The sequence below is a fragment of the Sphingobium sp. TomTYG74 genome, assembly GCF_055393875.1.
In genome coordinates this window covers 700,895-726,757 of the sequence record NZ_AP027342.1, presented here as the reverse complement: position 1 = coordinate 726,757, position 25,863 = coordinate 700,895, and the positions used below count along the sequence as shown (strand labels likewise).

The following is a 25,863-nucleotide window of genomic DNA, read 5'->3' as shown; positions in this document are numbered from 1 at the left end:
TTTGACGAAACCCCATCAGGCCGAGCATCTGCTCGTTATAAGTCTCAATAATTTTCATGCGATCGAAGCGGCCTATGGTGCCGATGCCGCCGGTGGCGCGGTCGATCATCTGATCCATGCGGCGCGGCGGCATCTGGGCCGCATCAACCTTCGCGGCGTGGAGGGAGGCCAGATCACGCTGACCGCGCGCTATCCGCTCATGCGGTCCCTGCCCATGGGAAGGCTAGTCGAAAGGCTCTGCGAGGCACTCGACAGCGAACCATTCCGGTACGAAGGGCGGGATATATTGCTGTCCATATCCGCAGGCCATGCCGCCGCCGGGGAAGGTGAGGCGCGCGCCCGTATCGCCGCCTCCAGCCTTCATCAAGGGGCTGCTGCCATCCGACCCGGCGAGGCCGCAGCCCAGTACCGCGAGGACATGGCGGAGGCGGCCGCCCTCTTGCATCAGGTGCAGGACGGCACGGCCTTCCTCCGCTGGCGCCCCGTGTCGCAGGCTGAGGATGAAGGCGCTACCCTATATCATAAAGCGACCTTGCAGCGAGTGGGCAAGACCGACTGCGCCACAAGCTACACCGCGCTGGAGCGGCTCGGCCTCGCCCATCTGATCGACCGATTGCTGGTACGCGACGTGCTGCGCGAACTGGAGGGCGACCCGACCGCCTGCCTGTCCGTAGCCCTTTCGCCGCAAAGCCTGTCGCTAAATCTGCATGGCGAAGGGGCGGGCTGGGGCGAATTGGTCGACCGGCTAAGGCACGCCCCCCAAATCGCACGGCGGCTGGTGATCGAGATCAGCGATAATAGCGACATCGTCCTGTTTCGCGACGCGCTGGCCTTCGTCAGGGCCTTGCGCGCGCTGGGCGTCCGGATATCGGTATCGCGCTTCGGGTCGGGCCGAGCGTCGGTAGGGCAGCTGATGGCACTGTCCCCCGATATGGTAAAGCTGGACAGCCCGTTTCTGCGCACGGCCTATCCATCGGAACGCAACCGGTCCTGCGTCGCCTATCTTCTGGGTCTTGCCCGCACCATGACATCGACCGTGATCGTCGATGGCGCCGGGTCATCCTACGCTGATCCCGCTTTTGCGTACACGCAAAGAAGGCTCCCGGCGTCCCTCACTTGCACCATTACGGACGCAGTCCAGCGGGCGGGGCAGGGGACATGGCGCTAGTGCAGTCCCAGCAACGGAGGATGGATGGAATGGTAGCCCTGATACGGGAGATGATGGCGACACTGTCCCGCGATGGCAAAGCTGCACGCGCGGCCATGGCGGAGCAGGAGGCGCTGGGTCGCCTGGACGATCGGCTCACCAGCTTTGCCGAGGCCAGGATCGACAGCCGGGCGCCGATGCTGATCCGGCCGGACGAATGCGTGGTCTGGGACGGCAATTCGCGCGATCAGCCGGGCCTCAATCCCGACAGCTGCCGGTCGCTGATCGAATCCATCGCGGCCGAAGGCGGCAATCGCATTCCCGTGCTGGTGCGGTCGAACCCCGGCGGGTCGGAGCAGCCCTACCAGTTGTTGGTCGGCAGCAGGCGGCGCTTTGCGATCGACTGGCTCAATCATAATGGCCGCCCCGAACTGCGCCTCAACGCGCTGTTGGTCGAGCTGTCCGACGAGGAAGCCTTCCGTCTCGCGGATATCGAGAATCGGGAACGGGCCGACATTTGCGAACTCGACCGCGCGCGCAGTTATCAGCAGGCCGTGGATCGCTTCTATGGCGGCGTCCAGTCGCGCATGGCGCAAGCGCTGGGCCTGTCCAACAGCCAGCTGAGCCGCCTTCTCGCCCTTGCCCAACTGCCCGAAGAGGTGATCCAGGCCTTCGCCACGAAGGAGGATCTGAAGGTCCGCTATTCCGAATTGCTGACCCCGCTGCTGCGCAGGCATGAACAGCGGGCGGACCTGATCGCCGAAGCGCGGATCATCGCGGCAGAGCAGCAGGCGCGCGCGGCCAGTGACGGGGCGATGCTGCCATCCGCAACGGTCCTGTCCCGCCTGCGTCAGGCCGCCGCGCGGCGACCCAGGGATATGGGTGAGATCGCGATCCTCTCAGACGGCGACCGCATCGGGCGGGCACGGGTCGCCAAGGGGGCCGTCACGCTGGACGTCAGCATCGCCAACGATGCCGATCTCGACGCCTTGCTCGCGACCTTGCGCGAAACCATATTGGCCGCGCGGGCTATGGCTTAAGCGGCCACGGCACCGTGACTTTGCGCCTACGCCACGTCGGGGTGACGGCGGGCGGCCGTTTCTCCAATGCGCAGCATTAAGGGCCGGTTCAAGCTTATTGGCGATAAGTAACTTGCGCGGGCGGATGGCTTTGCGTAAATTATATGGCATCAGTTATCATCGACGGGCTGATCGCCATATGGTTCATATGGGCGAACGGCCCGCCCTGCTACGCCAGGTAGCGAGTGAGAGGATCAAGAAATGGCGACATCGTCGGACTATCGTCTGGGAGAATTCACCTTCCCTCGTGGCTGGTTCATGGTGGGTGAGAGCGCCGAGGCGACGAGCACGCCCAAGGCGATGCGCTATCTGGGCCAGGACATGGTGATGTACCGTGGCGAGAGCGGCAAGGTTTATGTGACGGAAGCCTACTGCCCGCACATGGGCGCGCATCTGGCGAAGAACACGACGAGCTATATCGTGCGCGATGGCGAGCAGGTGGAGGGCGAGTCGATCCGCTGCCCCTTCCACGGCTGGCAATATGGCCCCGACGGCCAGTGCAAGAACATCCCCTATTCCGACTTCGTGCCCAAGGCAGCCAAGCTCAAGACCTTTCCCGCGATGGAACGGGCGGGCACGATCTGGATCTGGCATGATCCCGAAGGCCTCGAACCCAATTTCGACCTGCCCGATTTCGGCGGCCATTATGATGCGCCGGGCTGGGTCAACTGGAAGATCGACTATATGGGCGATCTCGACATCCATCCGATCGAGGTGGTGGATAATATGGCCGACTTTGGCCACTTCATCCCGATCCATGGCGCGAAGGACTTTGTCTACTTCGCCAATGAGTTCAAGGATCATATCGTCCACCAATATTATGCCGCCGGACACCGCACGCTGACGCTCAATCCCGAAGACGTGCTGACGCTCGATACCTGGTACACTGGCCCCTCGATCCTCCAGTCGGAGATGGCGGGGACGTTCGACAGCTTCATCATGATCACCCACACGCCGATCGAGGATGGCAAGATCCGCGTCTGGCACGGCCTGATGGTGCAGGTGAATGACGGCACAGCGCCCGTCACCGACGAGCTGCGCGCCGCAGCCCTCGAATATCAGGAAGGCAGCCGCCTTGCTTTCGCCCAGGATGTCGAGATCTGGCAGAACAAGAGGGCCTGCCTCAACCCGCTCGTCATCCCCAATGACGGCCCCTATGGCAAGGTTCGGACCTGGTACAAGCAATTCTACAACCCGCGCGACAAGACGCCCGATCTGCACAAGCGCACCAACGGCCTGCATGTCACACTCGACAAGCGTAGTTCCACGCAGGCGGCATAATGGCGGAGCAGGTTGCGCCGACGGTCGCTTGGCGCAACTAACCGCGTTCAGGATGGATGGCCCGATCGGGCGGATTTTCCAGGCAATGACAGCCGTGTGAGCGGCTGGATCAGGAGGCACGAAAAATGGCGACATTGGCGGTAGAGGCACAGGATTGCATGCGTTCGATGGGGCATGTTGCCCTATATTATCCGAATGCGGAGGACGGCCCTGTCGCGGCCAAGCTGCTGAAGCTTCTGGGCTTCGTGGAAACGCAGATGCTGCCCTTTCCCCAGGGAAACTTCTATCGTTTCGTGGTACATAACGATAACCGCAGCCGCGGCGATGGCATCTTTTACTTGGCCGCGCTGCCCGCGGCGCAGGCCGCGCTGAACAAGGCCGCGCGCGAAGCGCTGGGCTACGGCACGGACAAGGAACATGCGGCGGTTGCCGCGCTGCGCGAGGCGGTGGAGTCCGATCCCGAATATACGTTCCACATCGGCACGCTGGTCGATTCTTTCGAAGTGATCGAAAAGATGACGCTCGCCCTCATCGACGCGAACGAAAATGATCCGGACCTGAAGGGTCGCCTGAAGGTAAAGGTCAATCGCCCCCGTCAGGGCAATGCGGAAATCGACGCGCAACTGGACGCGTCACCCGCCTTCGGCAACGTCACCCGCTATGCCTATGGCCGCAACGGCCTTCAGCTGTTCGTCGAGACGGATTTGCTGACGAGCGGCCAGATCGGCGACACGCTGATCCTGGAGTTCGACTATGTGTGGCCGGGCTTTGACAGCCACATCCTGTCGGTGGTCGAACTCTAATCTACGGGGTAGCAAGGGGAGCCTGCTCGCAGCCGCCAATGGCGGCGCGGGCTGCTCCCTGACCCCCATGATCAGCGTCAGATGTATGCGGCAAGCTGCGCCCCATCGCAGCCCCATGCCGACGATGGATGTCACCACTCCGGCGACTAGAGCGCGCTGCGTTAAATCGGACGCAAGACGGGCGCTCTAGTTCTTTGTTTTCGCATCGTTTTAGGCGCAAAACCGGTTCCCACTTTTGCGCACGATGCTCTAGCGGACGGGAAGGGAAAAGGGAGAGGGTGGTAAGCCCTCCCCTTAACATCCTCTCACAAACCGCCCTACGACAGCATCAGACCCCGAAGCCGCCCGATACTGAAATCACCTGCCCGGTCACATAGCAGGCGCGTTCCGATGCGAAGAACACCGCCGCCTGTCCAATATCCTCCGACTGGCCCCAACGCTTCAGGCACAGCAGCTTCTTGGTCTCCGTGATCCAATAATCGTCGAACACGCCCTGCGCGGTCAGTTCATGGAACATGCCCGCGTCGATGACGCCGACCAGCACCGAATTGGCGCGGATCTCGTGTTTGCCCTCTTCCTTGGCGATGCCCTTGATCAGCGCTTCATTGGCCGCCTTTGGGGCCACCGACAGGCCATCGAGCTTGGGCCACCAGTCATGGCCCGCCGATCCCAGATGGACGAACGACCCGCCGCCCTTTTCGCGCATGTGCGGGATGAAGGCGCGGGCGGCGTTGTAAAAGCCGAACACTTCGACCTCCATCGCCTGCCGGAACTGCTCATCGCTCCATTCGGCGATCGCGACCTGCGGCACCAGCGGCCCCGCGCCCCACACGACGCTATGCACGCGGCCATGGGCTGCGGTGGCGGACGCGACGACCGAGTCCACCGAAGCGCGATCCCGCACATCGACCTGATGCAGGCTGGCCTTGACGCCCAGAGCTTCGATCGCCTGCGCTGTCGCTTCGGCCACGTCCTTCTTGCTGCGATAGCAGATGGCGACATCCGTGCCCGACTTGGCGAACTCGACCGCGACGCCCTTGCCGATCCCGCCGCTCCCGCCAAAGATCAGCGCCGCGCCTTCCGGGAAATCCCTGTTCATTTCTACACTATCCTCTGTTTGTTATGAATGTCATTCGGCCGCTGCGGCCGTCGGCGCCTGATCCAGCCCCTTGGTGGCATGGTCGCCATTGGCGCGGCCCTGATGGCCTGCTGCCTGCGCGCGCGGATTGTAGAATTGCCGATACCATGCGCGGTTGCGGTGGAACGGCCCATCGGTCGGCAGGCGCAATATCTGCAACGCTGGCGCCTTCGTCCGCCAAATCTCGAAATCCTGCGAGAAGGCGGACAGGCCCAGCTGCTGATATTGCCCATGCAGTTCGACATCTTCTGCGGAAGGCGGCACCTGCCGTCCCCGCGTGATGATGCCATGCCACACATGGGTCACGCCATCCTCGACCGGCGTATGCAGCACGATCTGCACCGCATCCGTCTCACCCGAAAAGCGCGCGATCAATATGCCCGGCCCAGTATAATAAGCATCGACGTCCAGCACGCCGCCCTCGCTGGTCATCGTCTCATGACCTCCGCCGGAAAGCTGCCGTCCGGTGACGCCGTCGAAGCGCGAGTTGAAATAGGCGAGCCGTTGCCCATGGACCGGCCCGAAATGCCGCGCATCGACCAGATTGTCGATAATCTCCTGCGGATGCACCGGTATCTGCCCCAGATCATCATAGATGCAGCGCACCCAGCCCGCATCTTCCCATTCCGGCAGGTCCGGCAAGGGGTAGTCGGGCTCCATCTGCTCCGGATCGTGCCATGCGAACAGACATCCGAACCGCTCCTCCACCGGATAGGCGCGCACCCGCGCCGCCGGGGGCAGCGGCCCGTCGAAATAGGGCACATTATTGCAAATGCCGTCCGGCCCGAAGCGCCACGCATGATAGGGACAACGGATCGAGTCCCCCTCGATCCGCCGCGCGCCCGCACCGGAACTTTGCTCGGCCGCCAGATGCGCGCCCATATGCGGGCAATAGGCATCGAGCAGCGCCGCCCGCCCGCTTTCCCCCCGATACAGCACCAGATCGCGCCCGAACATGCGCAGCGCGGTGGGCGCGGCAACGGCATCTTCCGCCCGTGCGATCATGAACCAGCCACGGGGGAAAGCATATTCGCCCAAGCCATAGTCGGCCGTGGTCGCCATCCGTCCATCCTCTCTCTTATCTCGTGCGCATAGTGGGATAAGGACGCCACCGGATCAATTCACGCTTGCCCCCGGCAATCATTATATGATCCGATGCGATCACTTAACGATCGGACTTCAGACATGCCCCAAAATGAAAGCCCCGGCGTCGCCGCCATCCTGGCCCAACTCCGCCACGAACTGCGCGTGCAGGGCGTCCGGGTCGCCGACCTCGCCGCCCGCATGGAGGTAGCGGAGCCGACCCTGTGGCGCTGGCTGCGGGGGAGGGGGCTGACGCTCGACAATCTCGACCGCCTCTGCCTCGCCATCGGCATCGACCTGCGCGACCTGCTCGCCCGATCGGCCGACAGCGGCGCGGATCGCTTCACCCTCGCGCAAGAGCGCATCCTCGCCGCCGACCGCAGCCTGGCGCTGCTCTTCTTCCTCATCCTCAACGGCGCGCAGCGGGCGGAGTGCCAGTCGACGCTCGGCATCGACACGGCGACCCTGGACGAAGCGATCGAGCGGCTGCGGCGCCTCGGCCTGGTCGACCGCCTGCCCGGCGGCCGCCTGCGCCCACTCACCAGCCGCGCCGTCCGCTGGCGCCCAGGCGGCCCGCTCGACCAAGCCTTCAACCGCGTGGTGAAGCATTTCTTCCTCGGCCCCTCACTCCTCGAAGGAGACGCGCGCTATGTCTCCGACATGCTCTGGCTCGGCCCCAACGGCCGCGACCGAGTGCAGGCCCTGTTCGAACGACTGCGCGACGACGTCTATCTGATCGCCCGGCAGGAACGCGAGGCCGCCGCAGACACCGGCGACTGGTCTGCCCTCTTCCTGCTCGTCCGCCCCTTGGCAATGGCCCGCGTCACGCAAGACCTTTAAGCCCCCAGCCACCACAGCATCCCGATCAGCGTGATCGACGCCATCGTCGTCGTCAGCATGACCGCCCATGCGCTCAGCTCCATCGCCCAGCGCCCCGCCTTGCCCGCCAGCACAAAGCTCGACGCCCCGCACGGCATCGCCGCCATCAATATCGCGACCTTCGCCCAAAGCGGCGGGATCGGCGGCAGCATCCACAGCAGCCCTGCCGTGATCAGCGGCTGCACAAGCAGCTTCAGCGCAACGACCCGCCCAATCGGCCCGGGCGTCGCGCTGCGCCGGGGCAGGGCGATGAAAATGCCGATCGCCGTCAGCGCGCAGGGCGCCGTCGCCTGCGCCAGCGTCTGCATCAATATGTCGGCCGGCCCCGTCAGTGGCAGGCGCAGCACCGACCAGACGCACCCCAGCACCGCCATCAGGATCAACGGATTGCGCACCGTCGACCGCGCCGCCAGCTTCAATCCAGTGCCCACCCCATGGCCCTGGCTGGCCGTCACCTCGCTCATCACCAGACCGACCGTGAACACGATCGCCGAGTAGATCAGCATCGTCACGGACACCGGCGCGACCGCCTCCGGCCCCCAGGCCAGCGTCGCCACCGGCAGGCCGATAAAGCCCGTATTGCTGAAACAGGCGCATAAAGCCGCGATATTCGCATTCGCCCCCGACCGCCCGAACCGCCGCGCAATCGCAAAGGCCAGCGCATAGGTGATCAGCGCGCCCAGCGTCACCGCGATGAACATGCCCGGCACGGCCAGATTGCTCGGGTCCATATGCGCGATCGAACGAAAGGTCAGGATGGGCAGGGTGATGGCGATGACAAAACGGTTCAGCACCTCGAACGCGCGATCGCCCAATATGTCATAGCGCCCGCACACATAGCCGATCAGGATCAGCCCGAACACCGGGACCAACGCGCCCAAAATCGTCACAGCCATGAAAAGCGCCCCATCATGCTCGACGGTTTCGCCCCCGTCGCGATGCACCTCCTATGACAGGACCGTTGCGGCGGAAACGCCTTTCTGCGCAATCGTCAGTGCGCGTAGGACAATCAGCTAAGGGACAAACTGCGCCACGCTGCTCTCAAAGCTGCGCCGCGCGGCTTCGGTCAGCGGAAGCTGGCGAAACGCATCGGACAGGATTTCCACGCCATAAGGGCCGTCATAGCCCGCCAGACCCATCGCGCGGATAAAGCCCGGCACATCAAACTCACCTTCGCCGCACAGCTTGCGATGACGCATCGTATCTTCCGTGATCTCACCCTGCATCGCCATCGTCGCGTCGCATAGTTCAGCGGCGATGATGAAACGCGCAGGCAACCCTGCAACCTCCTCCATCGTGCCGCCAGAGCGCATCACATGCCAGATATCGACCAGCAGCCCGCCATTGGGCGCGTCCGCCGCCGCCACCATCTCCAACGCGGCACCCAGGTTCGGCAGCATCGAAAAGGGCAGCATCTCCAGCCCGATCATCACGCCATGATCCGCCGCCTGCGCACAAAGCGCCGCAAACTCGCCAGCCAGATCGTCACCTGCCGGATCGTCGGGCTGGAAGGGCGGCATCACCTTGATATGGCGCGCGCCCAGCGTATCGGCGGCGCGGAACAGCTCCGCCCTTGCCGCATCCGACCGAACCCGGCGCTCCCCCGATGCAAACCAGTCCGCCAGATATTCCAGCTCGACGATCTTCTGCCCGGCATCATCCAGCCGCCGCTTGAGCGAGCCATAATCCCGCCCGCTCGCCTCCCAGGCAAGAAGGTCGCCCAGCCAGAACCCGGTCCCCGCATAGCCCGCGCGCGCCGCCGCATCGATCCGCTGCTCCAGTGGAAAGCGGCCCAGATTGTCCGGCCGGTCGGGCCGGACATTGCCTGCCGTGGTCCAGCAGGTGGCGATCAGTTGCGGCGCGCCCACGGCCTTTCCGGATCAATCCATGCGCGGCGTTTCGACACCTGCGTTGCGGCAGGCATAGTCGAGCAGCGCCGAATAATCCTTGTTCGCATAGTCCGTCGCCCGCGCGCCACCGAACGCGGCATGCGCCGCCGCGCCCATGGGCAGGCCGACGCGGTTTTCCGCCGCCGCGTTCATCGCCAGGCTCAAATCCTTGAACGCCAGGTCAATGGTGAAGCCCGGCTCCATATCGCCCTTCAGCACCTTGTTCACCATCAGCACATGGAACTGGCCGTTGCGCGCCGTGGTGTTGCCGGTCACGTCATGCATGGTCTGGATGTCGAGGCCCAGCTTCGTACCCAGCGCCAGCGATTCCGCAACGATCTGTGCCGTCGAAAGCAGCATGAAATTGTTGATCACCTTCATGCGGCTGCCCATGCCCGGCTTGCCGCAGCGGAAAATGTCGGTGCCCATGGCCTTCAGCGCCGGTTCGACCCGCGCGAATTCCGCGTCCTCCGCGCCGACCATGAACAACGATTCCCCGCGCTCGGCATGCAGCGCCAGACGGCCGATCGGCGCATCGACGAAGCCGATGCCCTTGGCCGCGCAGGCGGCAGCGACCCGGTCGGTGCCCTTGGCGTCGATGGTGGACAGGTCCATCAGCACGGCGCCCGCGTCGATGTTGGCCAGCACGCCGTCCTCGCCCAGCACCACCGCTTCGACATGCTGCGTCGCGGGCAGGACGGTGATGACGATGTCCTGACCCCGGCTCGCCTCGGCGACGGTGGCGGCCTTGGCCGCACCCAGTGCTGCGACCTTGTCCATCTTCTCCGCGTCGATGTCGTACACCGTGACGGCAAAGCCCTTGCGCTGAAGGTTCGATGACATGGGCAGACCCATGGCGCCCAGGCCGATGAAACCGATCTTGGTGGTCATGCTGAAAATCCTCTCAATCTTGAGCCGGGCGTCCCCGGCATGATGAACTGTTGTTTCCCGATCTATCAAGAGCGAAGCGGAGTGGTACTCCTGCAGTCTTCGTCACCCCGGACTTGATCCGGGGTCCCGCTACGCTCACGGCACCGCGAAAAAAAACGGGACCCCGGCTTTCGCCGGGGTGACGGAGGGGAAGGGCCATAATCACCGTCCTCCGCGTCTCTGCGCAAAAATCAATGCAGCTTTTCCGCAATAACCCCCGCTTCCACAAGCGCCGCGATCTGCCCTTCGGACAATCCCAGCACGTCGCTCAACACATCGCGCGTATCTTCCCCCGAACGCGGCGGCGCACGGCGGTAATCGGCGGGCGTCTTGGAAAATTTGCCCGGATAGCCCAGCACCTTGACCGGCGTGCCGTCCGACCGAACCATGTCCTTGATTACACCGCGCGCGGCGATATGCTCGTCCGCAAGGATGTCGGGTATCTCATTGACCCGTCCGCCCGGCAGCTTCGCCGCTTCCATGGCTGCGATCAGATCGTCCGACTTCCACTTGGCGATCGCTGGTCCCATCTCATCCTGCAACGCCTTGCGGTTGGGCGACCGGTTGCCATTGTCGACAAAGCGCGGATCGTCCGGCAGGTCCGGCCGCCCGATCAGATCGCAGAAGCTGCGGAACTGCCGGTCATTGCCCAACGCCACCAATATGTCGCCGTCAGAGCAGGAGAAATCCTGATAGGGCACCGTATTGGGATGCTCATTGCCCAGCCGCCGGGGGATCATGCCCCCGTTCATATAATTGGACGCCTGATTGGCGAGCAGCGCCACCTGCGTGTCGAGCAGCGACATGTCGATATGCTGGCCCTCGCCCGTGCGATCGCGATGGGCGAGCGCTGCGAGGATCGAAATCGCCGAATAAAGCCCGGTCACCAGATCGCTGATCGGAATGCCGACCTTCATCGGCCCGCCGCCCGGCTCACCGTCGGGACGGCCGGTGATCGACATCAGCCCGCTCATGCCCTGAATCAGGAAGTCGTAACCTCCGCGATCCTTGTACGGCCCATCCTGACCAAAGCCGGTGATCGAACAATAGATGAGCTTGGGATTGATCGCCGACAGCGACGCATAATCCAGCCCATATTTATTCAGCCCGCCGACGCGGAAATTCTCGACCACGATGTCCGCGCCCAGCGCGATCTCGCGGATCAGGTCGGCGCCGCGCGGGTCGGCCAGATTGATGGCGACCGACTGCTTGTTGCGGTTCGCGCACAGATAATAGGCCGCGTCCTTCGACCCGTCGTCCAGGAAGGGAGGCCCCCAGCGCCGCGTGTCGTCGCCTTGCCCCGGCTGCTCCACCTTGATCACGTCCGCGCCCAGATCGCCCAGAATCTGCGTGGTCCACGGCCCCGCCAATACGCGCGACAGGTCGAGTACCTTGATCCCCGCCAAGGGACCGGTTGAGGTCTGCTGATCGCTCACTTGTTCTTGAACTCCGGCGCGCGCTTGCCAAGGAAGGCGGCGATCGCTTCATGATGATCTTCGGTATAATGGGCGAGCGACTGATAGCCCGCCGCCATTTCCAGCAGCGTGGTCAGCTTCATGTCCGCGCCTTCGCGCATCAGCCGCTTGGCCATGCGCGTCGCATGACCCGGATTGGCGGCGATCTTGCCCGCCAGTTCCAGCGCCCGGTCCATCAGCTTGTCGGCGGGCAGCACTTCGGCGACCAGCCCATATTCCAGCGCGGTCTTGGCGTCGATGGCATCGCCGGTCAGCGTCATGATATTGGCGCGCTGCGGCCCGATCAGGCGCGGCAACAGCCAACCGCCACCGCCGCCCGGAATGATGCCCAGCTTCACATAGCTTTCGGCGACCACGGCCGTGTCGGCCATCAGGCGGATGTCGCACATGCAACTGATGTCGAGGCCAAGGCCGATCGCCGGGCCATTGATCGCCGCGATGATGGGCACTTCCAGTTCATGGATAGCCGGGCCGATCATCTGCACGCTGGTGCGATAGGCGTTGCGGATTTCATAGGGCGTGCCGCCGAACATGCCCGATCGTTCGGCCATATATTTGACATTGCCGCCTGCGCTGAACGCCTTGCCATTGCCGGTCAGGACGATCGCGCGCACCGAATTGTCCCGCACCATCTGGCGGCAGAAATCGACGATCTCCTCGCTATGCGCGACCTCGGTGATCGTGTTGCGTTCGTCGGGACGGTTGAAACGGGCGATGACGACGGGGCCGTCGCGCTCGACGAGAAGAAACGGGTCCAAGCGGGGCTCTCCCAATCCAAACATGAAAAGATCGCAGGACGCTAGGCGCTCGCTTTCTATCAAGCTAATATTGATTTTCGATTGTTCGATATATGGAAGCTATCATGGAACTGCGCCAGCTCCGCTATTTTGTCATGCTTGCCGAAACCGGCAACTTCCACCGTGCGGCGGAGCGGCTCAACATGTCGCAGCCGCCGCTGACGGTCGCCATCCGCAAGCTGGAGGATGAACTGGGCGCCGCCCTGTTCGTGCGAAGCGCGCGCGGCGTCACGCTGACGGCGGCGGGCCGCGCTTCGCTCGACATGGCGCGGGCGACCCTGGCGCAGGCGGATCGCTTCCGGGAAGCCGCGCGGGAAGGCGCAGCGGGGGAACGCGGCCAATTACGGGTGGGCTTTGTCGGATCGGCCACCTTCGAACTGCTCCCCCGCCTCATCGCCGAATATCGCCGCCGCTATCCCGCCGTCGAGCTGGTGCTGGAGGAAGCGACCAGCGCCGAAATCGCGCGAAAGCTCGCCGCCGCCGAGCTGGACGTCGGCCTTGTGCGCCTACCGCTGCTCCAGATCGCGGCCGTGGACACGCAGGTCATCGACCCCGACGAACTGCACGCGGCCTTGCCCGAAGGCAGCTCCTTCGCCGACGCGGACAGCGTGGAATTAAGCGATCTGGCGCAGCAGCCCTTCATCCTGCAAAGCCGCATCAGCGTCCTCCACTCGATCACGCTCACCGCCTGTCAAAAGGCCGGCTTCATGCCCATCGTCGCCCAGGAAGCCGCGCAATTGAGCGCCGTCCTCGCTCTCGTCCGCTCCGGCCTCGGCGTCGCGCTCGTCCCCTCCCGCGCGGCAGGCTCGGTGCCCCAAGGCGTCCGCCTCGTCCGCCTCGCCAACAAGGTGCCCGTCCTCACCGGCGTAGCCCTCCCCCGCGACGCAGCGAGTCCGCTCGCCAAAAACTTCGCCGCCATCGCCTCCGATAGCCATTGAATATCGAATAACCGAAATTCGATATTGGACTATAAAGTCACAAAACGCGATCTATTCGCCACTTCCTTAACGGTTTCACGAGGCCGGCTTGTTCGAAACACTGACCCTTTCCACCCTCCCGCCCGAGGATGAGGCGATCCGCCCAGCCCTCCGCGCGCTGATCCAGGAAGCCATCGCCGAACTGCCGGTACACCGCCGCGCCCGATCCTGGCAGGGTTTCGACGCAGCCTTCAGCCGCAAACTCGGCCAAGCCGGTTATCTCGGTCTCTCCCTGCCCAAGGAATATGGCGGCGTCGGCCGCGGCCCCTTCACCCGCTTCGTCGTGGTCGAGGAACTGCTCTCCGCAGGTGCCCCGGTCGCCGGGCACTGGATCGCCGACCGCCAGAGCGGCCCGCTGATCCTGCATTACGGCACCGAAGAACAGCGCCGCTTCTACCTCCCCCGCATCTCGAAGGGCGAAGCGCTTTTCTGCATCGGCATGAGCGAACCGGGCTCCGGCTCCGACCTCGCCAGCGTCCGCAGCCGCGCCGATCAGCAGGCCGACGGCAGCTGGTTGCTGAACGGCCAGAAAATCTGGACCACCAATGCGATGCACAGCGATTATATGATCGCTCTCGTCCGCACATCGGGCACCAGCGCCGATCGGCAGCAGGGGCTGTCCCAGCTGATCGTCGACCTGAAGGCGCCGGGTGTCAGCATTCGCCCGATCGTCGACCTCACCGGCGACGCGCATTTCGCCGAAGTCTTCTTCGAAGACGTCCACCTCGCCCCCGACGCCCTCATCGGCGCGGAAGGGCAGGGGTGGAAGCAGGTCACCGCCGAACTCGCCTTCGAACGCAGCGGGCCTGAGCGCATCTATTCCTCCGTCGTGCTGATTGACGCTTGGGTTCGTCATCTGGAGGCGGTCGGCCGCAAGGACAGCGCCACGCTGCGCCTCGTCGGATCGCTGATGGCGCAGCAGGCGGTGCTGCGCGAAATGTCGCTGGCCGTTACCGCCCGACTGGTGGCGGGTGAAAGCCCGGTCGTTGAAGCCTCGCTGATGAAGGATCTCGGCACCAGCTTTGAACAGGCCGTGCCGCAACTGATCGGCGATGATCTGGCCGCCAACCCGGATGAGCCGATCGATCCTGAACTGTACCGCACATTGCTTTACGTCACCCATATCGCGCCCAGCTTCTCGCTGCGCGGCGGCACGCGTGAAATCCTGCGCGGCATCATCGCCCGCGGCCTTGGCCTGCGCTGAAGGGAGCCACTTCATGGACATGTCCGAACTGATCGATCCCTTCGCTCGCCTGATCGAAGATATCTGCACCCCCGCCGCGATCCGCGAGATCGAGCAGGGCGACGACAGCAGCGCGATGTGGAATGCCTTTGTCGAATCCGGTTTCCTCGATGCCCTCGTTGCCGAAGAATCGGGCGGGGCAGGGCTTTCGTTGGAGGACGCCGCGCCACTGATCGCCTTGCTCGGCCGCCATGCTGTGCCGCTGCCGGTCGGCGATACGATGGTCGCACGCGCGCTGCTCGCCGCAGCTGGCGTCGAAGCGCCCGAAGGCCCGATCGCAATCGCCACGGGCGCTGGCGCAGTGCCCTTCGCCGCAGTCGCCTCGCACATCCTGTCTGGCACCCTGGACGCGCCGGTGCTGACCGCCGCAAAGGTCGAGCCGACCGGCGTTCCGCATGATGGCGACGCTTATGTGGCCGGGCTGAACGGGGCCGCATTGCGCCCCATCGCTGCTGTGCTGCGCGCGCAGCTGATCTCCGGCGCGGCGGGTCGGGTGATGGAAATGACCGTCGCCTATGCCAATGAGCGTGTCCAGTTCGGCAAGCCCATCGGCAAGCAGCAGGCGGTGCAGCAGCAATTGTCTGTCCTCGCCGAACAAGCCGTAGCCGCCCGCATCGCCGCCGCGATCGGCGCGCGCTCGGGGCTTCAACCAAAGCTCGCCGACGCCGCGATCGCCAAGCATGGCACCAGCCTCGCGGCAGGGCAGGTTGCGGCGATCGCCCATGCCGTCCACGGTGCCATCGGCATCAGCGAGGAATATGACCTGCAACTGCTCACCCGCCGACTGCATGGATGGCGGTTGGCCGATGGGTCGGAAAGCTATTGGGCCGGTGTTCTGGGCGAATTGAGGCTGGCGTCCGCCGCATCGCCGACCGCCGACTTCATTCGCGGGGCCTGAACGGGCCTTTCATTGGCGGCTGGGTCTTGTCCCTTCCATGGCGGGAAGGGTAAGAGGCCGCCAACTAATGCGCGCGCAGCTGTCCAGTGGATGAGCTTTGCAGCGCATGCCGGACCTGGAGGATCAAGCACATGACCAATTCGACGCCCCGTCCCATCATCGACGGTCAGGAACGCAGCCAAGGTTCGCTCGGTACGATGCAGCTGGTCAACCCGGCGACCGAGGAACTGATCGCGACGCTGCCGTCGTGCGGCGCGGCCGAAGCTGCTGAGGCCGCGCGGCTCTCGGTTGACGGCTTCGCGCAATGGTCCGCCATCTCGCCCTTCGAACGCAGCAAGGTCCTGCGCCGCGCAGCTGACCTGATGCGCGCCGAGGCTGACGAAGCCGCCGCCGAAATGACGCGCGAGGGCGGCAAGCCGCTTGCGCAGGCGCGCGGCGAATGGCTGGGGTCAGCGGACCTGCTCGACTGGTATGCGGAAGAAGGCCGCCGCGCTTACGGACGTCTGATCCCCACACGGGCGAGCGACATGCGCTGGGCGGTGCAGCGCCGTCCGGTCGGCCCGGTCGCGGCCTTCACGCCGTGGAACTTCCCGGCATGGACCGTCATGCAGAAGGTCGCACCAGCATTGGCGGCAGGTTGTTCGGTCATTCTGAAGTGCGCCGAAGAAACGCCCAGTGCGGGCTGGCGCATCGGCCGGGCGCTGCTGGCCGCTGGCCTGCCGCCCCGTGCGATCAGCGTGATCTGGGGTGATCCCGCTGCGATTTCCGCCACCCTTTGCGCGGCGCCGGAAATTCACAAGGTGACGCTGACGGGATCGACCCGCGTCGGCCGCCTGCTCGCAAGCGCCGCCGGGCAGCACCTGAAGAAGGTGACGATGGAGCTTGGCGGACATAATCCGGTGATCGTCGCGCGTGATGCCGACCTTGCCACCGTCGTTCCCCTCGCCACCGAATTCAAGTTCCGCAATGCAGGCCAGGTCTGCGTATCGCCCACCCGGTTCCTGATCGAAAAGCCGCTCTATGCCGATTTCGTCGCGGGCGTGACCGAAGTGGCCAGCAAGCTGCGCGTCGGTGACGGCATGGCTGCGGACACGCAGATGGGGCCGCTAACGACAGCAGGCCAGCTTTCCAAGATCGAGGCGCTGGCGGCTGACGCGGTGCAGCACGGTGCTAAGATCGAAACCGGCGGGTCGCGGATCGGCAATCGCGGCTATTTCTTCCAGCCGACTGTCCTGTCAGGCATGACGCCCGAAATGGATGCGATGAATGAGGAGCCGTTCGGTCCCCTCATGCTCGTGATGCCGGTCGATGACATAGACGCCGCGCTGACAGAGGCGAACCGCTTGCCCTATGGCCTTGCATCCTATGCTTTCACCAACAGCATGAGCACCGAACGCAAGATTTCCGAAGGAATCCATGCGGGCATGCTGGGCATCAACCATTTCGCGATGGCGATGCCGGAAACGCCCTTTGGTGGCGTCGGCGACAGCGGCATGGGGTCCGAAGGCGGCAGCGAAGGCATGGAAGCCTATCTGCGGCCCTTCCTCATCTCCGCCAAAATCGGATGAAATAGCCGTCGTGCCCCGGCGCGAAGGGGCCGCTTAATGCTGATCGAATGATGCTGCCCCGTGCCTGTCAAAAGGTGCGGGGCAGTTTTCGTTCGCGCTACATTCGGCCCGCCGTCAGCCGTTTCCCTTCTTGACTCGGAAACTGATTGGTTTACCAGTTTCGCCGAACAAAAAAGTGAGGAGAGGACGTCATGAGCGATTCCCAAGGCGCGGGCGCTAATCCGGATCAGCAAAATTCCGCAACCATGCCGCTCGCGCGCGTTCATGGCGTTGGCGACATGCGCGTCGATCAGGTCGCGATGCCGGTCGTCGGTCCCCGTGATGTGCTGGTGCGCATCGGCGCCATCGGCGTGTGTGGCAGCGACTTGGGCTATGTCGCCGCAGGTGGCCTGGGCGGCGGCGCGCCGCTCGCTGAACCCCTGCCCATCGGCCATGAATTTGCAGGCATCGTGGAAAAGGTGGGCGCGCAGGTGCACGGCATTCAGCCGGGCCAGCGCTGTGCCGTCAATCCCGACGCGGGCCTTATCGGCGGGGGCGGGCCGACGGGCGCCTTCGCTTCGTTCATCCTTGTGCCCGATGCGCGCGCCGGATCAGACATCTGCCCTATCCCCGACAGCCTCCCGCTTGAAAAGGCGGCGTTGGCCGAGCCCCTGTCCGTGGGGCTGCATGGCGTGAACATCGGCCGGGTGCAGCCGGGCGACAAGGTGGTCATCCTCGGCGCGGGTCCGATTGGCCTCTGCACAGTCATCTGCCTTCGCCATCGTGGCGTGAAGGACATATTGATCGCCGACTTGTCCGACGCGCGGCTCGAACGCGCTCGCCAGCTTGGCGCTGCCGTCACCGTCAATCCCTCGCGCGAACCGCTGGTCGAGGCGATCGGGAAGGCGCACGGAACCGGTGAGAGGTTCGGCATGCCCTTTGTCGGCACGGACGTCATCATCGACGCCGCCGGAGCGCAGCCGCCGTTGGCCGAGTTGCTCGACGTCGCCAAATTCCGCGCGCGGATCGTGATCGTCGCGCTCCACAAAAAGCCGATGCCGGTCAATCTGTGGAAGATGATGGCCAATGAGTTCAGCATTTCCGGATCGATCGCAACCGACCGCGAGGATGAGTTCAACGAATGCCTCCAGATGCTGGCGAGCGGCGAGATCAATGTCGATCCGCTAATCAGCCATCGTATCGCGTTCGACAAATTGGACGAGGCCTTCCGCATCGCCGCCGATACCGAAGCATCGGCCAAGGTCATCGTCACTTTCCCACAGGCTGCGTGAAGCTGGTTTCAGCCACGCCAAAGGATTCATAAAATGAGCGGAACCATGCTGCCGGAAGCGCCGGAAATTCATATCGACGACATGGCGGACCCGATCGTCACGCCAATGATCGCCGCAGCCCGTCAGGGACCCGCCGACCGGCCTGACCGTATGACCGTGGACGATGTTCTGGCCCGGGCCATCGCCAATTCCGGTGGCCTTGATGATTTCGGTGAGGATCAGAGCTTTCGCGAACGCATGGCGGTGACGCTTCAGGCGTGGGATGAGGATGAAGGCCTGACCCGTGGTGGCCGGATAACCTTGCTCGATCATCTTGTCCGCGTCATGGTGAACCGCCTGCGGATCGAGGATATCGTCAAGCGGCATCCGGAAATCCTCGACATCCAGATCGATCGTCCGTTGTTCATTGCGGGGCTGCCGCGTTCGGGCACGACGCACCTCGTCAACTGGCTCGCCCGCGATGAGCGATTGCGATCGCTGACACTCTGGGAAGCCGAGGAGCCCGTCCAGGTGCGCGAACTTGCGCCCGGCGAAGTTGACCCGCGTATCACCCGCAGTGCCGAACTATGGAGCGCGTTCGAGGCGATGCTGCCCCACATGGCGGCGATGCACGGCATGGATGCAGCATCGATCCATGAGGATAATGAGCTGCTCTATATGGATCTCAACTGTTACAGCTGGGAGTTCCAGTCCCGCATTCCCCGTTGGATCGACCATTATTTCGCCCATGACCGGACCCCCAGCTATGCCTATGAAAAGAAGGTGTTGCAGGTGCTCACCTGGCACCGGGGGCCTAATCGTTGGCTGCTGAAATCACCGCAGCACATGGAAAATCTGGCCGCGATCAAGGCTGTTTTCCCCGATGCCACGATGGTCATCACGCATCGTGATCCCATCGCTGTTCTGCGGTCGCTGACCACCATGCTTGGCTATAGCGACCGTATCCGCCGCGATCCGGTCGATCCTCCTGCGCTTGCCCGCCTCTGGCTGGACCGGATCGAGCGGTTGCTGCGCGCCTGTGTCGATCAGCGGGACGCATGGGGGCCGGACCAGTCGGTCGACCTGTTGTTCCACGAATATATGGCCGATCAGGAACGGGTGATGCGGGAGGTTTACGCGCTGGCGGGATTGGAATTGACCCCAGAGGTCGAAAATCAGCTGCTTGGTTATCTCAACGAAAATCCGCGGAACAAGCATGGCAAGGTGATCTACGACCTCGAAGGCGTGTTCGGCCTGGACGAAGCCGCCGCACGGGAACGCTTCGCCTTTTACTATGACCGCTTTCCAGTGCGGCATGAGGCCTGATGGGGACGTCCGCAACCGCATCTGCTGAGGTGGAATCGGTGCCTGTCCCGACGCGGATGGGCCGGGCAGACCAGACTCTCGCGAAGAAGCGGCGTCTGTTGCAGATCGCGCGTGAGGAGTTCATCCGCCAGGGCTATCGTGCGGTCACCATGGATGCGATCGCGCAGGCGGCAGGTGTCTCCAAGCGCTCCCTCTATCTCTGGCATGAGGACAAGGCGGCCCTTTTCCGCGCCTGCCTTGCTGCGGGGATAGAGCGTTTTCCCCTGCCCCAACTTAGCGATCCTGCTGAACCGGAAGCGGATCTGCGTGCTTTTGGGATCGCGCTGCTGATGGAATTTACCAGGCCATCGACCATCGGCATGGCGCGGCTGTTGTTGCGGGAAGCGCATGAGTTCACCGAATTCGGCCCGATGATCCGGCAGAGTCAGGATGATTATCTCATCCTGCCCTTGGCGAACCATCTTGAGCGGGCCGGGATCGCAAATGGTGACAGGATGGCGGCTGCGAAATTGCTCCTCGCCATGTTGCTGATGCCGGTTCATAATTACCTGCTGATCGATGCCGCGCTCCCGGATGAAAGTGGATGCGAGGGTCATGTGAGCATGGCCGTGCGCACCTTTCTTCAAGGGTGCGCGGGGCGCCGGAATAGGACGGATTGACTCAAAAAACGATGTTCATTATCCATAAGTAAGCGTTTACTCACAAACGAATGAGTCGGAGAGGATTTCAGGACGATGGTTGGACATGTCGATGGCGCGGTGATGGCACGAGACTGGCACGACCGTAGCCTGCCGCTTGCCGATAGCGAAGAATTGCGCAACGCGCTGGAGGAAGCCAATATCCAGACGCTGCTGATGGTCTATGTGCATCTGACCCACGACGCGGCGATGCTGGACATTTTCGGCAACTATATCAAACCGCCTTTCTCCGTTCCCAACACCGAAATCCCCACCGAATATAGCCAGGAACTACGCGCCAAGCTGCTCCACGTACTGACGACCCCTGGCGCCGCGCGCGAGGATGATCCCTCCGACGCGCTGATGAAGCGGATGATGAGCGTCGGCGTGGGCGAGGAAGTGGCTGACGAATTCCTGCCGCTGCTGTTCGACCAGATCGGTTTCAAATTGCCCAAGCCGCGCAAGGAAATCGAAGGCCGCCCCGCGCCGAAGGCGGACTTCAAGGTGCTGGTCATCGGCGCCGGCATGACCGGCCTTGCCGCCTCGCTGAAACTGGAAGAAGCCGGTTACGAGCATATCGTGATCGAAAAGAATCCCGAAGTCGGCGGCACCTGGTACGAAAACCGCTATCCCGGCGTGGGCGTCGATACGCCCAGCCACTTCTATTCCTATTCCTTCGAAATCACGCCCGAATGGTCGCATTACCATCCCAAGGGCGTCGATATGCAGAAATATCTGCTGCACGTGGCCGACAAGTACGACCTGCGCCGCAACATCCGCTTCAATACCGAAGTGGTCGCCCTGCGCTATGACGATGCCGAGGCGGTGTGGAACGTCACGGTGCGCGGCAAGGATGGCACGGAAGAAGTCATCCGCGCCAACGCCGTCATCAACGCTCATGGTCCGGTGAACCGCTGGAAGTGGCCCGACATTCCCGGCCGCGAGGAATTTCAGGGCAAGATGATGCACACCGCGACCTGGGATCCGTCCGTCCGGATCGAGGGCAAGCGCGTCGGCATCATCGGCACCGGCGCCAGCGCCGCGCAATTGATCGGCGCGATCGCGGATCAGGTCAGCGATCTCACCGTGTTCCAGCGCACCCGCTACTGGTCGATCTACAATCCCGAGATCAATCATGAGGTGTCGCCGGGCATGAAGTTCGCCTTGCGCTACATCCCGCATTTCCGCGAATGGTTCCGCTTCCGCGTTTACTGGTTCGCGGCGGACGGCCTCTACGCCAATGTCGTGAAAGACCCCGAATGGCCGGTCGACAGCCCGTCCGTGTCGGCGGCCAATGAAGGCGCGCGGCAGTGGGCGCTGGCCCATCTGGAAGCGAAGTTCCACGACCGTCCCGACCTCAAGGAAAAGCTGACGCCGGACTTCCCGATCTTTTCCAAGCGCATCATCCTGGACGCCGGCTGGTTCGACGCGCTCAAGCAGCCCAATGTCACGCTGGAAGATGGCGGCATCGAATGCTTCACGCCCAAGGGTATCCGCACCAAGGACGGCAAGGAGTATGAATTCGACATCATTGTCTGCGCCACCGGCTTCGACGTCGCCAACATGATGGGCAAGCTGGAAATCCACGGCAAGGGCGGCCGATCGCTGCGCGACGAATGGGGTAAGGACGACCCGCGCTCCTATCTGGGCGTGACCGTGCCGGGCTATCCCAACTATTTCATGACGGTTGGCCCCAATAGCGCGCCCAACCATGCGGCGGGCCAGAACCTGATTTCCGAAGCGCAGGTCAACTACATCATCGAATGCCTGGACTGGATCAATGAAAGCGGCGCTCGTGCTGTCGAACCCACGCAGCAGGCGTTCGAACAGTGGAACCGGGAGGTCGAGGAACAGATGAAGAATATGATCTGGACCCACCCACGGGCGAACAGCTACTATAACAACTCGACAGGCCGAGTATTCCTGTCATGGCCGTGGCGACTGGTGGACCTTTGGAACCAGACACGTGGTCCCGCCAAGGAGAATTTCGAGCTGCACTGATCGGATCGGAAGGAATAACATAGCGAAAGAGCCGGTCTGGAAGGACCGGCTCTTATCGTTTCTGCACTTTTTGTATCGATTGGAGCTTCGTGCTTTAAATCGGCTCCATCTACTAATGCCGTTCGCCCTGAGCCTGTCGAAGGGTTCTACTTCTTTTTAGAAAGAGGAGGGCTTCGACATTTGAACGAGGCAAGTGACTCATTCAAACGGCCCGAACCGGCTTGGGTGATTGAGATTGAAGGCACGATGCTCCAGAGTATTTGGGGCGATCGATACGACATCAGCCCGAAACGGTGTACCCACCGTCAACAGCCAAGGTCTGACCCGTGATCCACGCCGCGCCGGGGCTCGACAGGAACAGGATCGCGTTGGCGATATCTTCGGGCGCGCCCGGCCGACCCAGGGGCGTCCTTGCGAGCGTGGGCGCCATCCAGTCTTCCTGCGCGAAGGTTCCTTCGGTCATGCGGCTGCGCGTCAGCCCTGCGGCGACGGCGTTGACGCGGATGCCGCGCTCTCCCCATTTGACCGCGAGTGACCGGGTCAGGCCGAGCAAGCCGGTCTTGGCGGCGCCATAGCCCGGTACGATCGGAATACCGAAATAGCTGCTCATCGATGCGATGCTGACGACGCTTGCGCCGCCTGCCATGCTGCTTTGCGCCAGTAGGTCCGCGCTCTGCCGGGCCATGCGGAAAGCGCCCACCAGCAGCATGTTGACGGCGCGGGCGAATATATCGGGCTCATATTCGTCAAGGCCGAGGCTGGGCAGCGCCATCCCGGCATTGTTCACCAGAACGTCCAGCTTATCGAGGCTTGCGGCCACAGCGTCGATGCTCTTGCCATCTTCTATGTCCATCTGAAGATAGCGGTAGCCTGACAGGTCGCCGTCATAGTCGGCGGCACTGCCGCGCGTGCCGGTGATCGTCACATTCGCCCCGGCTTCAAGATAGGCGGCAGCGGCGGCGGCACCTATGCCGCTGGTGCCCCCGGTAACGAGGACATGCGCCCCGGAAAAATCATAGTATGGGTTCGTCATACAGCCTCCACTTCAACCCAGCGGCCTTCCGCCGCAGAAAGGCGCGCGGCATCGAGCACGGCCTGTCCTGCCGCCGCATCAAGAAAATCGCCCGCCGGATCAGGCAGGGGCGGCGCGCGCCCTTCAATTCTTGCCTTCAACTGGCGGAACAGCTTGGTATAAGGGGCGACATCGAACCCCTGCGTGTGCCAGCGATCCATTTCCGTCTGGATCAGCTCCGCGACGGCAAAGGGTTCGGGCGCGGGATTGACCAGTTCGGCAGGCATCGGAACCTGCCGCGCGCCGTCCGCGTCCTTGATCCACACCTCTTCGGGATCGCCAAAGGCGCTGCCCGACTGGATCCACGCGGCGCCCTTAGTCCCCGCCACCTTGGTCGCCATGACGAACGGGCCGGGGAAGTTCATCGCCGCCTCGATCACGCCTATGCACCCGTTCGCGGTCCTAAACTGCACATTATAATAATCGTCGGATGTCATCGCAGGGCGGGTCGTGGTCAGCTTGCGCAAGATCGCGTTGACCGCGACGATCTCGCCCAACGTTGAACGAACCTGATCGATCATGTGCGTGCCGAAGGCGCCCAGGAAGCCGCCGCCCTGCGCCGCATCGGTCCACCAGTCGGCCAGCGGTTCTTCCTCGCCTTGGCCCGGCTGCTGGTAGATGCGGCTGAACATCAGCGGATCGCCGATCAGGCCATCCTGCACCACGCGCCGCAGCAGCGCCTGCGCACTGTCGAAACGGAATTCCGCGCCCAGCGCGTGGACGATGCCAGCCTTATTCGCTGCATCCAGCATTTCGCGCGCCTGCGCCAGATCGCGCGCAAAGGGTTTCTCGCACATCACATTACGCCCGGCGGCAATGGCCTGTATGACAGGCGTGTAATGCGCATGTGGTGGCGTTGCGACCGTCACCAGCCGGATCGCCGGATCGTTGGCAAGCACCTGTTCCAGATTATCCGACGCCAGCGGGATGCCAAGGGGCGCCGCACGCTCCGCCGTACGTTCCCGGTTGCGCCCGACAATGGCACGAACCTCAAAGCCCGCTTCCCGCAGCGCCCTGACATGCGTGAACAGGCCGAAGCCCGTGCCCACGACCACCGCGCCTATCGGCGTTTCTTCTCCACTCATTGTGTTTCTCTGGCCTTTCTGATGATGTCGCGGGCGGCTGGCGCCCATGAGGCGATGGCTTCGGCCATCGGCGCCGCGCTGGTCGCGGCCGAAAATATCTCGACCGATATGGGCGCAATCGCCCCGATCCGATCAAGCGTGCGAATGAAACGGATGAGGTCGAAGCTGCCCTGTCCCGGCACAAGGCGGGCGGTCATCGTCTCGTGAACCAGGTCTGATTGCGGCTGCGCGGGCGCGTCATTTATCTGGATGGTGTGGATGCGCGACCCCGGAATGCGCTCCAGCAGATCGAAGCTCGACCCGCTGCGGAAGAAATGCCAGCTGTCGAGTGTCAGGCCGCCATTCGGCCGTCCCGCCGCCTGTACGATCGCCCAAGCACTCGCAAGGTCGGGAATGCCGCCAAAGGGAAGGAACTCGATGTGCGCCTTTAAACCATGATCGGCGGCGAGGTCGCACAAATCGGCAAAGGCTTCCGCAGCTTCATCAAGCGACGGAGCGACCCCCATCATCTCCACCGCCGTGACGGAGGGTGACCCGATGCGCGCGGCGGTTTCCACTACGCGGTCGGGCGTCATCGAGCGGAGCAGGGCGGCCATAGGGACATCATCCCCCGCGCTGCGATGGCTGGGCAGCCAGCAGGCCGTGCAATCCATCTCCATGATTGCCAAGCCATGATCCGCTATCCGCATGCCGATGTCGGCGGCATTCATCCCCGCCTCTTCCAAAGCCCAGATGTCGCCGGGCATCAGCGATATGGCGGAAAACCCTGCATCGCGCGCGGGGGTCAGTCGTTCCAGCAGCGGCACATGGACGAAGGGTGGGGCGGACAGGACCAGCATCGGATCGTTCGTCATGCCTGATCCAGACGGAAATTGAGTTCCAGGATGATCCCGTTCCGCTCTTCCACGAACAGTTGGCAGAGATTGGCCGGCGGATAATCCTTGCGCACGACGCCAAGACCGGCGGCTTCCAGTCGCGCGAACATTGTAGGGAGGTCGTCGCATTCCAACGCCACATGATGCACAGCGCCGCTGCCCCGCGCGGGGGTGAAGGGAAACGCATCATCACTGGGATAGCGGCCCTCGACAGGGCCGATATGAATGATCGGACGATCGCCAGGATCATGTATCCAGCAGCCCTTGTCGATGGACTCCGCCCCCGGCGCGACATCGGCGCGCAGGCCTAGCACGTCGCGGAAGAAGGCGGCGGTGCCGGGCACGTCCGCTGTCCGGATGTTCACATGGTCAAGTGTCCGTACAGTCATG

24 protein-coding genes are annotated in these 25,863 nt (G+C 63.5%); 13 read left to right on the top strand and 11 right to left on the bottom strand.

The features are described from left to right. Position 1: 1 nt before the first annotated feature. The 4 genes from ACZ5TB_RS16320 to ACZ5TB_RS16305 all read left to right on the top strand — a co-directional run bounded on the left by ACZ5TB_RS16320 (position 2) and on the right by ACZ5TB_RS16305 (position 4,310). The gene (locus ACZ5TB_RS16320; protein ID WP_464792735.1) at positions 2 to 1,168 is read left to right on the top strand and encodes an EAL domain-containing protein; all 1,167 of its coding nucleotides are present in this window, start codon (positions 2 to 4) and stop codon (positions 1,166 to 1,168) included. A gap of 29 nt (positions 1,169 to 1,197) precedes the next feature. Further along, a complete protein-coding gene (locus ACZ5TB_RS16315) occupies positions 1,198 to 2,187 on the top strand; it encodes a ParB/RepB/Spo0J family partition protein (protein WP_464792734.1) in 990 nt (329 codons plus the stop codon). A gap of 240 nt (positions 2,188 to 2,427) precedes the next feature. Then, positions 2,428 to 3,507 carry a Rieske 2Fe-2S domain-containing protein gene (locus ACZ5TB_RS16310; protein WP_464792733.1) on the top strand — a complete coding sequence of 360 codons (1,080 nt, stop codon included), beginning with the start codon at positions 2,428 to 2,430 and terminating at the stop codon, positions 3,505 to 3,507. A gap of 125 nt (positions 3,508 to 3,632) precedes the next feature. Beyond that, a complete protein-coding gene (locus ACZ5TB_RS16305) occupies positions 3,633 to 4,310 on the top strand; it encodes a hypothetical protein (protein ID WP_464780568.1) in 678 nt (225 codons plus the stop codon). A gap of 328 nt (positions 4,311 to 4,638) precedes the next feature. Here ACZ5TB_RS16305 and ACZ5TB_RS16300 read toward each other — a convergent pair whose 3' ends face one another. Both ACZ5TB_RS16300 and ACZ5TB_RS16295 read right to left on the bottom strand, forming a co-directional pair. Beyond that, positions 4,639 to 5,409: an SDR family NAD(P)-dependent oxidoreductase gene (locus ACZ5TB_RS16300; protein WP_464792732.1), complete on the bottom strand. Its 771-nt coding sequence runs from the start codon at positions 5,407 to 5,409 to the stop codon at positions 4,639 to 4,641. 30 nt (positions 5,410 to 5,439) lie between these two features. Then, the gene (locus ACZ5TB_RS16295) at positions 5,440 to 6,510 is read right to left on the bottom strand and encodes a Rieske 2Fe-2S domain-containing protein (protein ID WP_464792731.1); all 1,071 of its coding nucleotides are present in this window, start codon (positions 6,508 to 6,510) and stop codon (positions 5,440 to 5,442) included. A 123-nt stretch (positions 6,511 to 6,633) separates the two neighbouring features. Here ACZ5TB_RS16295 and ACZ5TB_RS16290 point away from each other — a divergent pair, with 123 nt between their 5' ends. Further along, positions 6,634 to 7,371: a helix-turn-helix domain-containing protein gene (locus tag ACZ5TB_RS16290; protein WP_464792730.1), complete on the top strand. Its 738-nt coding sequence runs from the start codon at positions 6,634 to 6,636 to the stop codon at positions 7,369 to 7,371. Here the strand turns inward: ACZ5TB_RS16290 and ACZ5TB_RS16285 are convergent. The 5 genes from ACZ5TB_RS16285 to ACZ5TB_RS16265 all read right to left on the bottom strand — a co-directional run bounded on the left by ACZ5TB_RS16285 (position 7,368) and on the right by ACZ5TB_RS16265 (position 12,462). After that, on the bottom strand, positions 7,368 to 8,306 hold the full coding sequence (locus ACZ5TB_RS16285) for an AEC family transporter (protein WP_449469512.1): 939 nt from the start codon (positions 8,304 to 8,306) through the stop codon (positions 7,368 to 7,370). The genes ACZ5TB_RS16290 and ACZ5TB_RS16285 overlap by 4 nt on opposite strands. A 117-nt stretch (positions 8,307 to 8,423) precedes the next feature. Next, positions 8,424 to 9,278 (bottom strand): sugar phosphate isomerase/epimerase family protein, encoded by an 855-nt coding sequence (locus tag ACZ5TB_RS16280; protein ID WP_464792729.1) that lies wholly within the window; start codon positions 9,276 to 9,278, stop codon positions 8,424 to 8,426. A 12-nt stretch (positions 9,279 to 9,290) separates the two neighbouring features. Next, positions 9,291 to 10,190 carry an NAD(P)-dependent oxidoreductase gene (locus tag ACZ5TB_RS16275; protein WP_460988624.1) on the bottom strand — a complete coding sequence of 300 codons (900 nt, stop codon included), beginning with the start codon at positions 10,188 to 10,190 and terminating at the stop codon, positions 9,291 to 9,293. A 230-nt stretch (positions 10,191 to 10,420) separates the two neighbouring features. After that, complete coding sequence (locus ACZ5TB_RS16270) at positions 10,421 to 11,665, bottom strand: CaiB/BaiF CoA transferase family protein (protein ID WP_464780561.1); 1,245 nt, start codon at positions 11,663 to 11,665, stop codon at positions 10,421 to 10,423. Then, entirely contained in the window at positions 11,662 to 12,462 is an 801-nt protein-coding gene (locus ACZ5TB_RS16265) for a crotonase/enoyl-CoA hydratase family protein (RefSeq protein WP_464792728.1), read from the bottom strand. Before ACZ5TB_RS16265 ends, ACZ5TB_RS16270 begins: the two co-directional genes overlap by 4 nt. A gap of 104 nt (positions 12,463 to 12,566) precedes the next feature. Here ACZ5TB_RS16265 and ACZ5TB_RS16260 point away from each other — a divergent pair, with 104 nt between their 5' ends. From ACZ5TB_RS16260 to ACZ5TB_RS16225, 8 genes are all read left to right on the top strand, one after another. Beyond that, the gene (locus ACZ5TB_RS16260) at positions 12,567 to 13,439 is read left to right on the top strand and encodes a LysR family transcriptional regulator (RefSeq protein WP_464792727.1); all 873 of its coding nucleotides are present in this window, start codon (positions 12,567 to 12,569) and stop codon (positions 13,437 to 13,439) included. Positions 13,440 to 13,527: 88 nt separating this feature from the next. Further along, a complete protein-coding gene (locus tag ACZ5TB_RS16255; RefSeq protein WP_464792726.1) occupies positions 13,528 to 14,682 on the top strand; it encodes an acyl-CoA dehydrogenase family protein in 1,155 nt (384 codons plus the stop codon). 13 nt (positions 14,683 to 14,695) lie between these two features. Beyond that, positions 14,696 to 15,619 carry an acyl-CoA dehydrogenase family protein gene (locus ACZ5TB_RS16250; RefSeq protein ID WP_464792725.1) on the top strand — a complete coding sequence of 308 codons (924 nt, stop codon included), beginning with the start codon at positions 14,696 to 14,698 and terminating at the stop codon, positions 15,617 to 15,619. Positions 15,620 to 15,750: 131 nt separating this feature from the next. Further along, on the top strand, positions 15,751 to 17,187 hold the full coding sequence (locus ACZ5TB_RS16245) for an NAD-dependent succinate-semialdehyde dehydrogenase (protein WP_464792724.1): 1,437 nt from the start codon (positions 15,751 to 15,753) through the stop codon (positions 17,185 to 17,187). Positions 17,188 to 17,378: 191 nt separating this feature from the next. After that, complete coding sequence (locus tag ACZ5TB_RS16240; protein ID WP_464792723.1) at positions 17,379 to 18,458, top strand: zinc-dependent alcohol dehydrogenase; 1,080 nt, start codon at positions 17,379 to 17,381, stop codon at positions 18,456 to 18,458. Between the two features lie 33 nt (positions 18,459 to 18,491). Beyond that, positions 18,492 to 19,763, top strand: a complete 1,272-nt coding sequence (locus tag ACZ5TB_RS16235; protein ID WP_464792722.1) for a sulfotransferase family protein — start codon at positions 18,492 to 18,494, stop codon at positions 19,761 to 19,763. Further along, complete coding sequence (locus ACZ5TB_RS16230; RefSeq protein WP_464780553.1) at positions 19,763 to 20,422, top strand: TetR/AcrR family transcriptional regulator; 660 nt, start codon at positions 19,763 to 19,765, stop codon at positions 20,420 to 20,422. Before ACZ5TB_RS16235 ends, ACZ5TB_RS16230 begins: the two co-directional genes overlap by 1 nt. 75 nt (positions 20,423 to 20,497) lie before the next feature. Next, complete coding sequence (locus ACZ5TB_RS16225) at positions 20,498 to 22,441, top strand: flavin-containing monooxygenase (RefSeq protein ID WP_464792721.1); 1,944 nt, start codon at positions 20,498 to 20,500, stop codon at positions 22,439 to 22,441. 280 nt (positions 22,442 to 22,721) lie between these two features. Here ACZ5TB_RS16225 and ACZ5TB_RS16220 read toward each other — a convergent pair whose 3' ends face one another. The 4 genes from ACZ5TB_RS16220 to ACZ5TB_RS16205 are packed head-to-tail and all read right to left on the bottom strand — an operon-like array spanning position 22,722 to position 25,862. After that, the gene (locus tag ACZ5TB_RS16220; RefSeq protein WP_464792720.1) at positions 22,722 to 23,474 is read right to left on the bottom strand and encodes an SDR family NAD(P)-dependent oxidoreductase; all 753 of its coding nucleotides are present in this window, start codon (positions 23,472 to 23,474) and stop codon (positions 22,722 to 22,724) included. Next, positions 23,471 to 24,598, bottom strand: coding sequence for a Gfo/Idh/MocA family protein (locus ACZ5TB_RS16215; protein ID WP_464792719.1), 1,128 nt, complete (start codon positions 24,596 to 24,598; stop codon positions 23,471 to 23,473). Before ACZ5TB_RS16215 ends, ACZ5TB_RS16220 begins: the two co-directional genes overlap by 4 nt. After that, positions 24,595 to 25,452, bottom strand: coding sequence for a sugar phosphate isomerase/epimerase family protein (locus tag ACZ5TB_RS16210; protein ID WP_464792718.1), 858 nt, complete (start codon positions 25,450 to 25,452; stop codon positions 24,595 to 24,597). Before ACZ5TB_RS16210 ends, ACZ5TB_RS16215 begins: the two co-directional genes overlap by 4 nt. Continuing rightward, entirely contained in the window at positions 25,449 to 25,862 is a 414-nt protein-coding gene (locus ACZ5TB_RS16205; RefSeq protein WP_464792717.1) for a VOC family protein, read from the bottom strand. Before ACZ5TB_RS16205 ends, ACZ5TB_RS16210 begins: the two co-directional genes overlap by 4 nt. Position 25,863: the final 1 nt, after the last annotated feature.

Coding starts and splice junctions, on each gene's coding strand:
- ACZ5TB_RS16275 (WP_460988624.1), bottom strand. CDS start 10,190: ATGACCACCAAGATCGGTTTCATCGGCCTGGGCGCCATGGGTCTGCCC.
- ACZ5TB_RS16250 (WP_464792725.1), top strand. CDS start 14,696: ATGGACATGTCCGAACTGATCGATCCCTTCGCTCGCCTGATCGAAGAT.
- ACZ5TB_RS16205 (WP_464792717.1), bottom strand. CDS start 25,862: ATGACTGTACGGACACTTGACCATGTGAACATCCGGACAGCGGACGTG.
- ACZ5TB_RS16260 (WP_464792727.1), top strand. CDS start 12,567: ATGGAACTGCGCCAGCTCCGCTATTTTGTCATGCTTGCCGAAACCGGC.
- ACZ5TB_RS16295 (WP_464792731.1), bottom strand. CDS start 6,510: ATGGCGACCACGGCCGACTATGGCTTGGGCGAATATGCTTTCCCCCGT.
- ACZ5TB_RS16220 (WP_464792720.1), bottom strand. CDS start 23,474: ATGACGAACCCATACTATGATTTTTCCGGGGCGCATGTCCTCGTTACC.
- ACZ5TB_RS16215 (WP_464792719.1), bottom strand. CDS start 24,598: ATGAGTGGAGAAGAAACGCCGATAGGCGCGGTGGTCGTGGGCACGGGC.
- ACZ5TB_RS16230 (WP_464780553.1), top strand. CDS start 19,763: ATGGGGACGTCCGCAACCGCATCTGCTGAGGTGGAATCGGTGCCTGTC.
- ACZ5TB_RS16240 (WP_464792723.1), top strand. CDS start 17,379: ATGAGCGATTCCCAAGGCGCGGGCGCTAATCCGGATCAGCAAAATTCC.
- ACZ5TB_RS16310 (WP_464792733.1), top strand. CDS start 2,428: ATGGCGACATCGTCGGACTATCGTCTGGGAGAATTCACCTTCCCTCGT.
- ACZ5TB_RS16235 (WP_464792722.1), top strand. CDS start 18,492: ATGAGCGGAACCATGCTGCCGGAAGCGCCGGAAATTCATATCGACGAC.
- ACZ5TB_RS16285 (WP_449469512.1), bottom strand. CDS start 8,306: ATGGCTGTGACGATTTTGGGCGCGTTGGTCCCGGTGTTCGGGCTGATC.
- ACZ5TB_RS16225 (WP_464792721.1), top strand. CDS start 20,498: ATGGTTGGACATGTCGATGGCGCGGTGATGGCACGAGACTGGCACGAC.
- ACZ5TB_RS16300 (WP_464792732.1), bottom strand. CDS start 5,409: ATGAACAGGGATTTCCCGGAAGGCGCGGCGCTGATCTTTGGCGGGAGC.
- ACZ5TB_RS16210 (WP_464792718.1), bottom strand. CDS start 25,452: ATGACGAACGATCCGATGCTGGTCCTGTCCGCCCCACCCTTCGTCCAT.
- ACZ5TB_RS16245 (WP_464792724.1), top strand. CDS start 15,751: ATGACCAATTCGACGCCCCGTCCCATCATCGACGGTCAGGAACGCAGC.
- ACZ5TB_RS16315 (WP_464792734.1), top strand. CDS start 1,198: ATGGTAGCCCTGATACGGGAGATGATGGCGACACTGTCCCGCGATGGC.
- ACZ5TB_RS16290 (WP_464792730.1), top strand. CDS start 6,634: ATGCCCCAAAATGAAAGCCCCGGCGTCGCCGCCATCCTGGCCCAACTC.
- ACZ5TB_RS16305 (WP_464780568.1), top strand. CDS start 3,633: ATGGCGACATTGGCGGTAGAGGCACAGGATTGCATGCGTTCGATGGGG.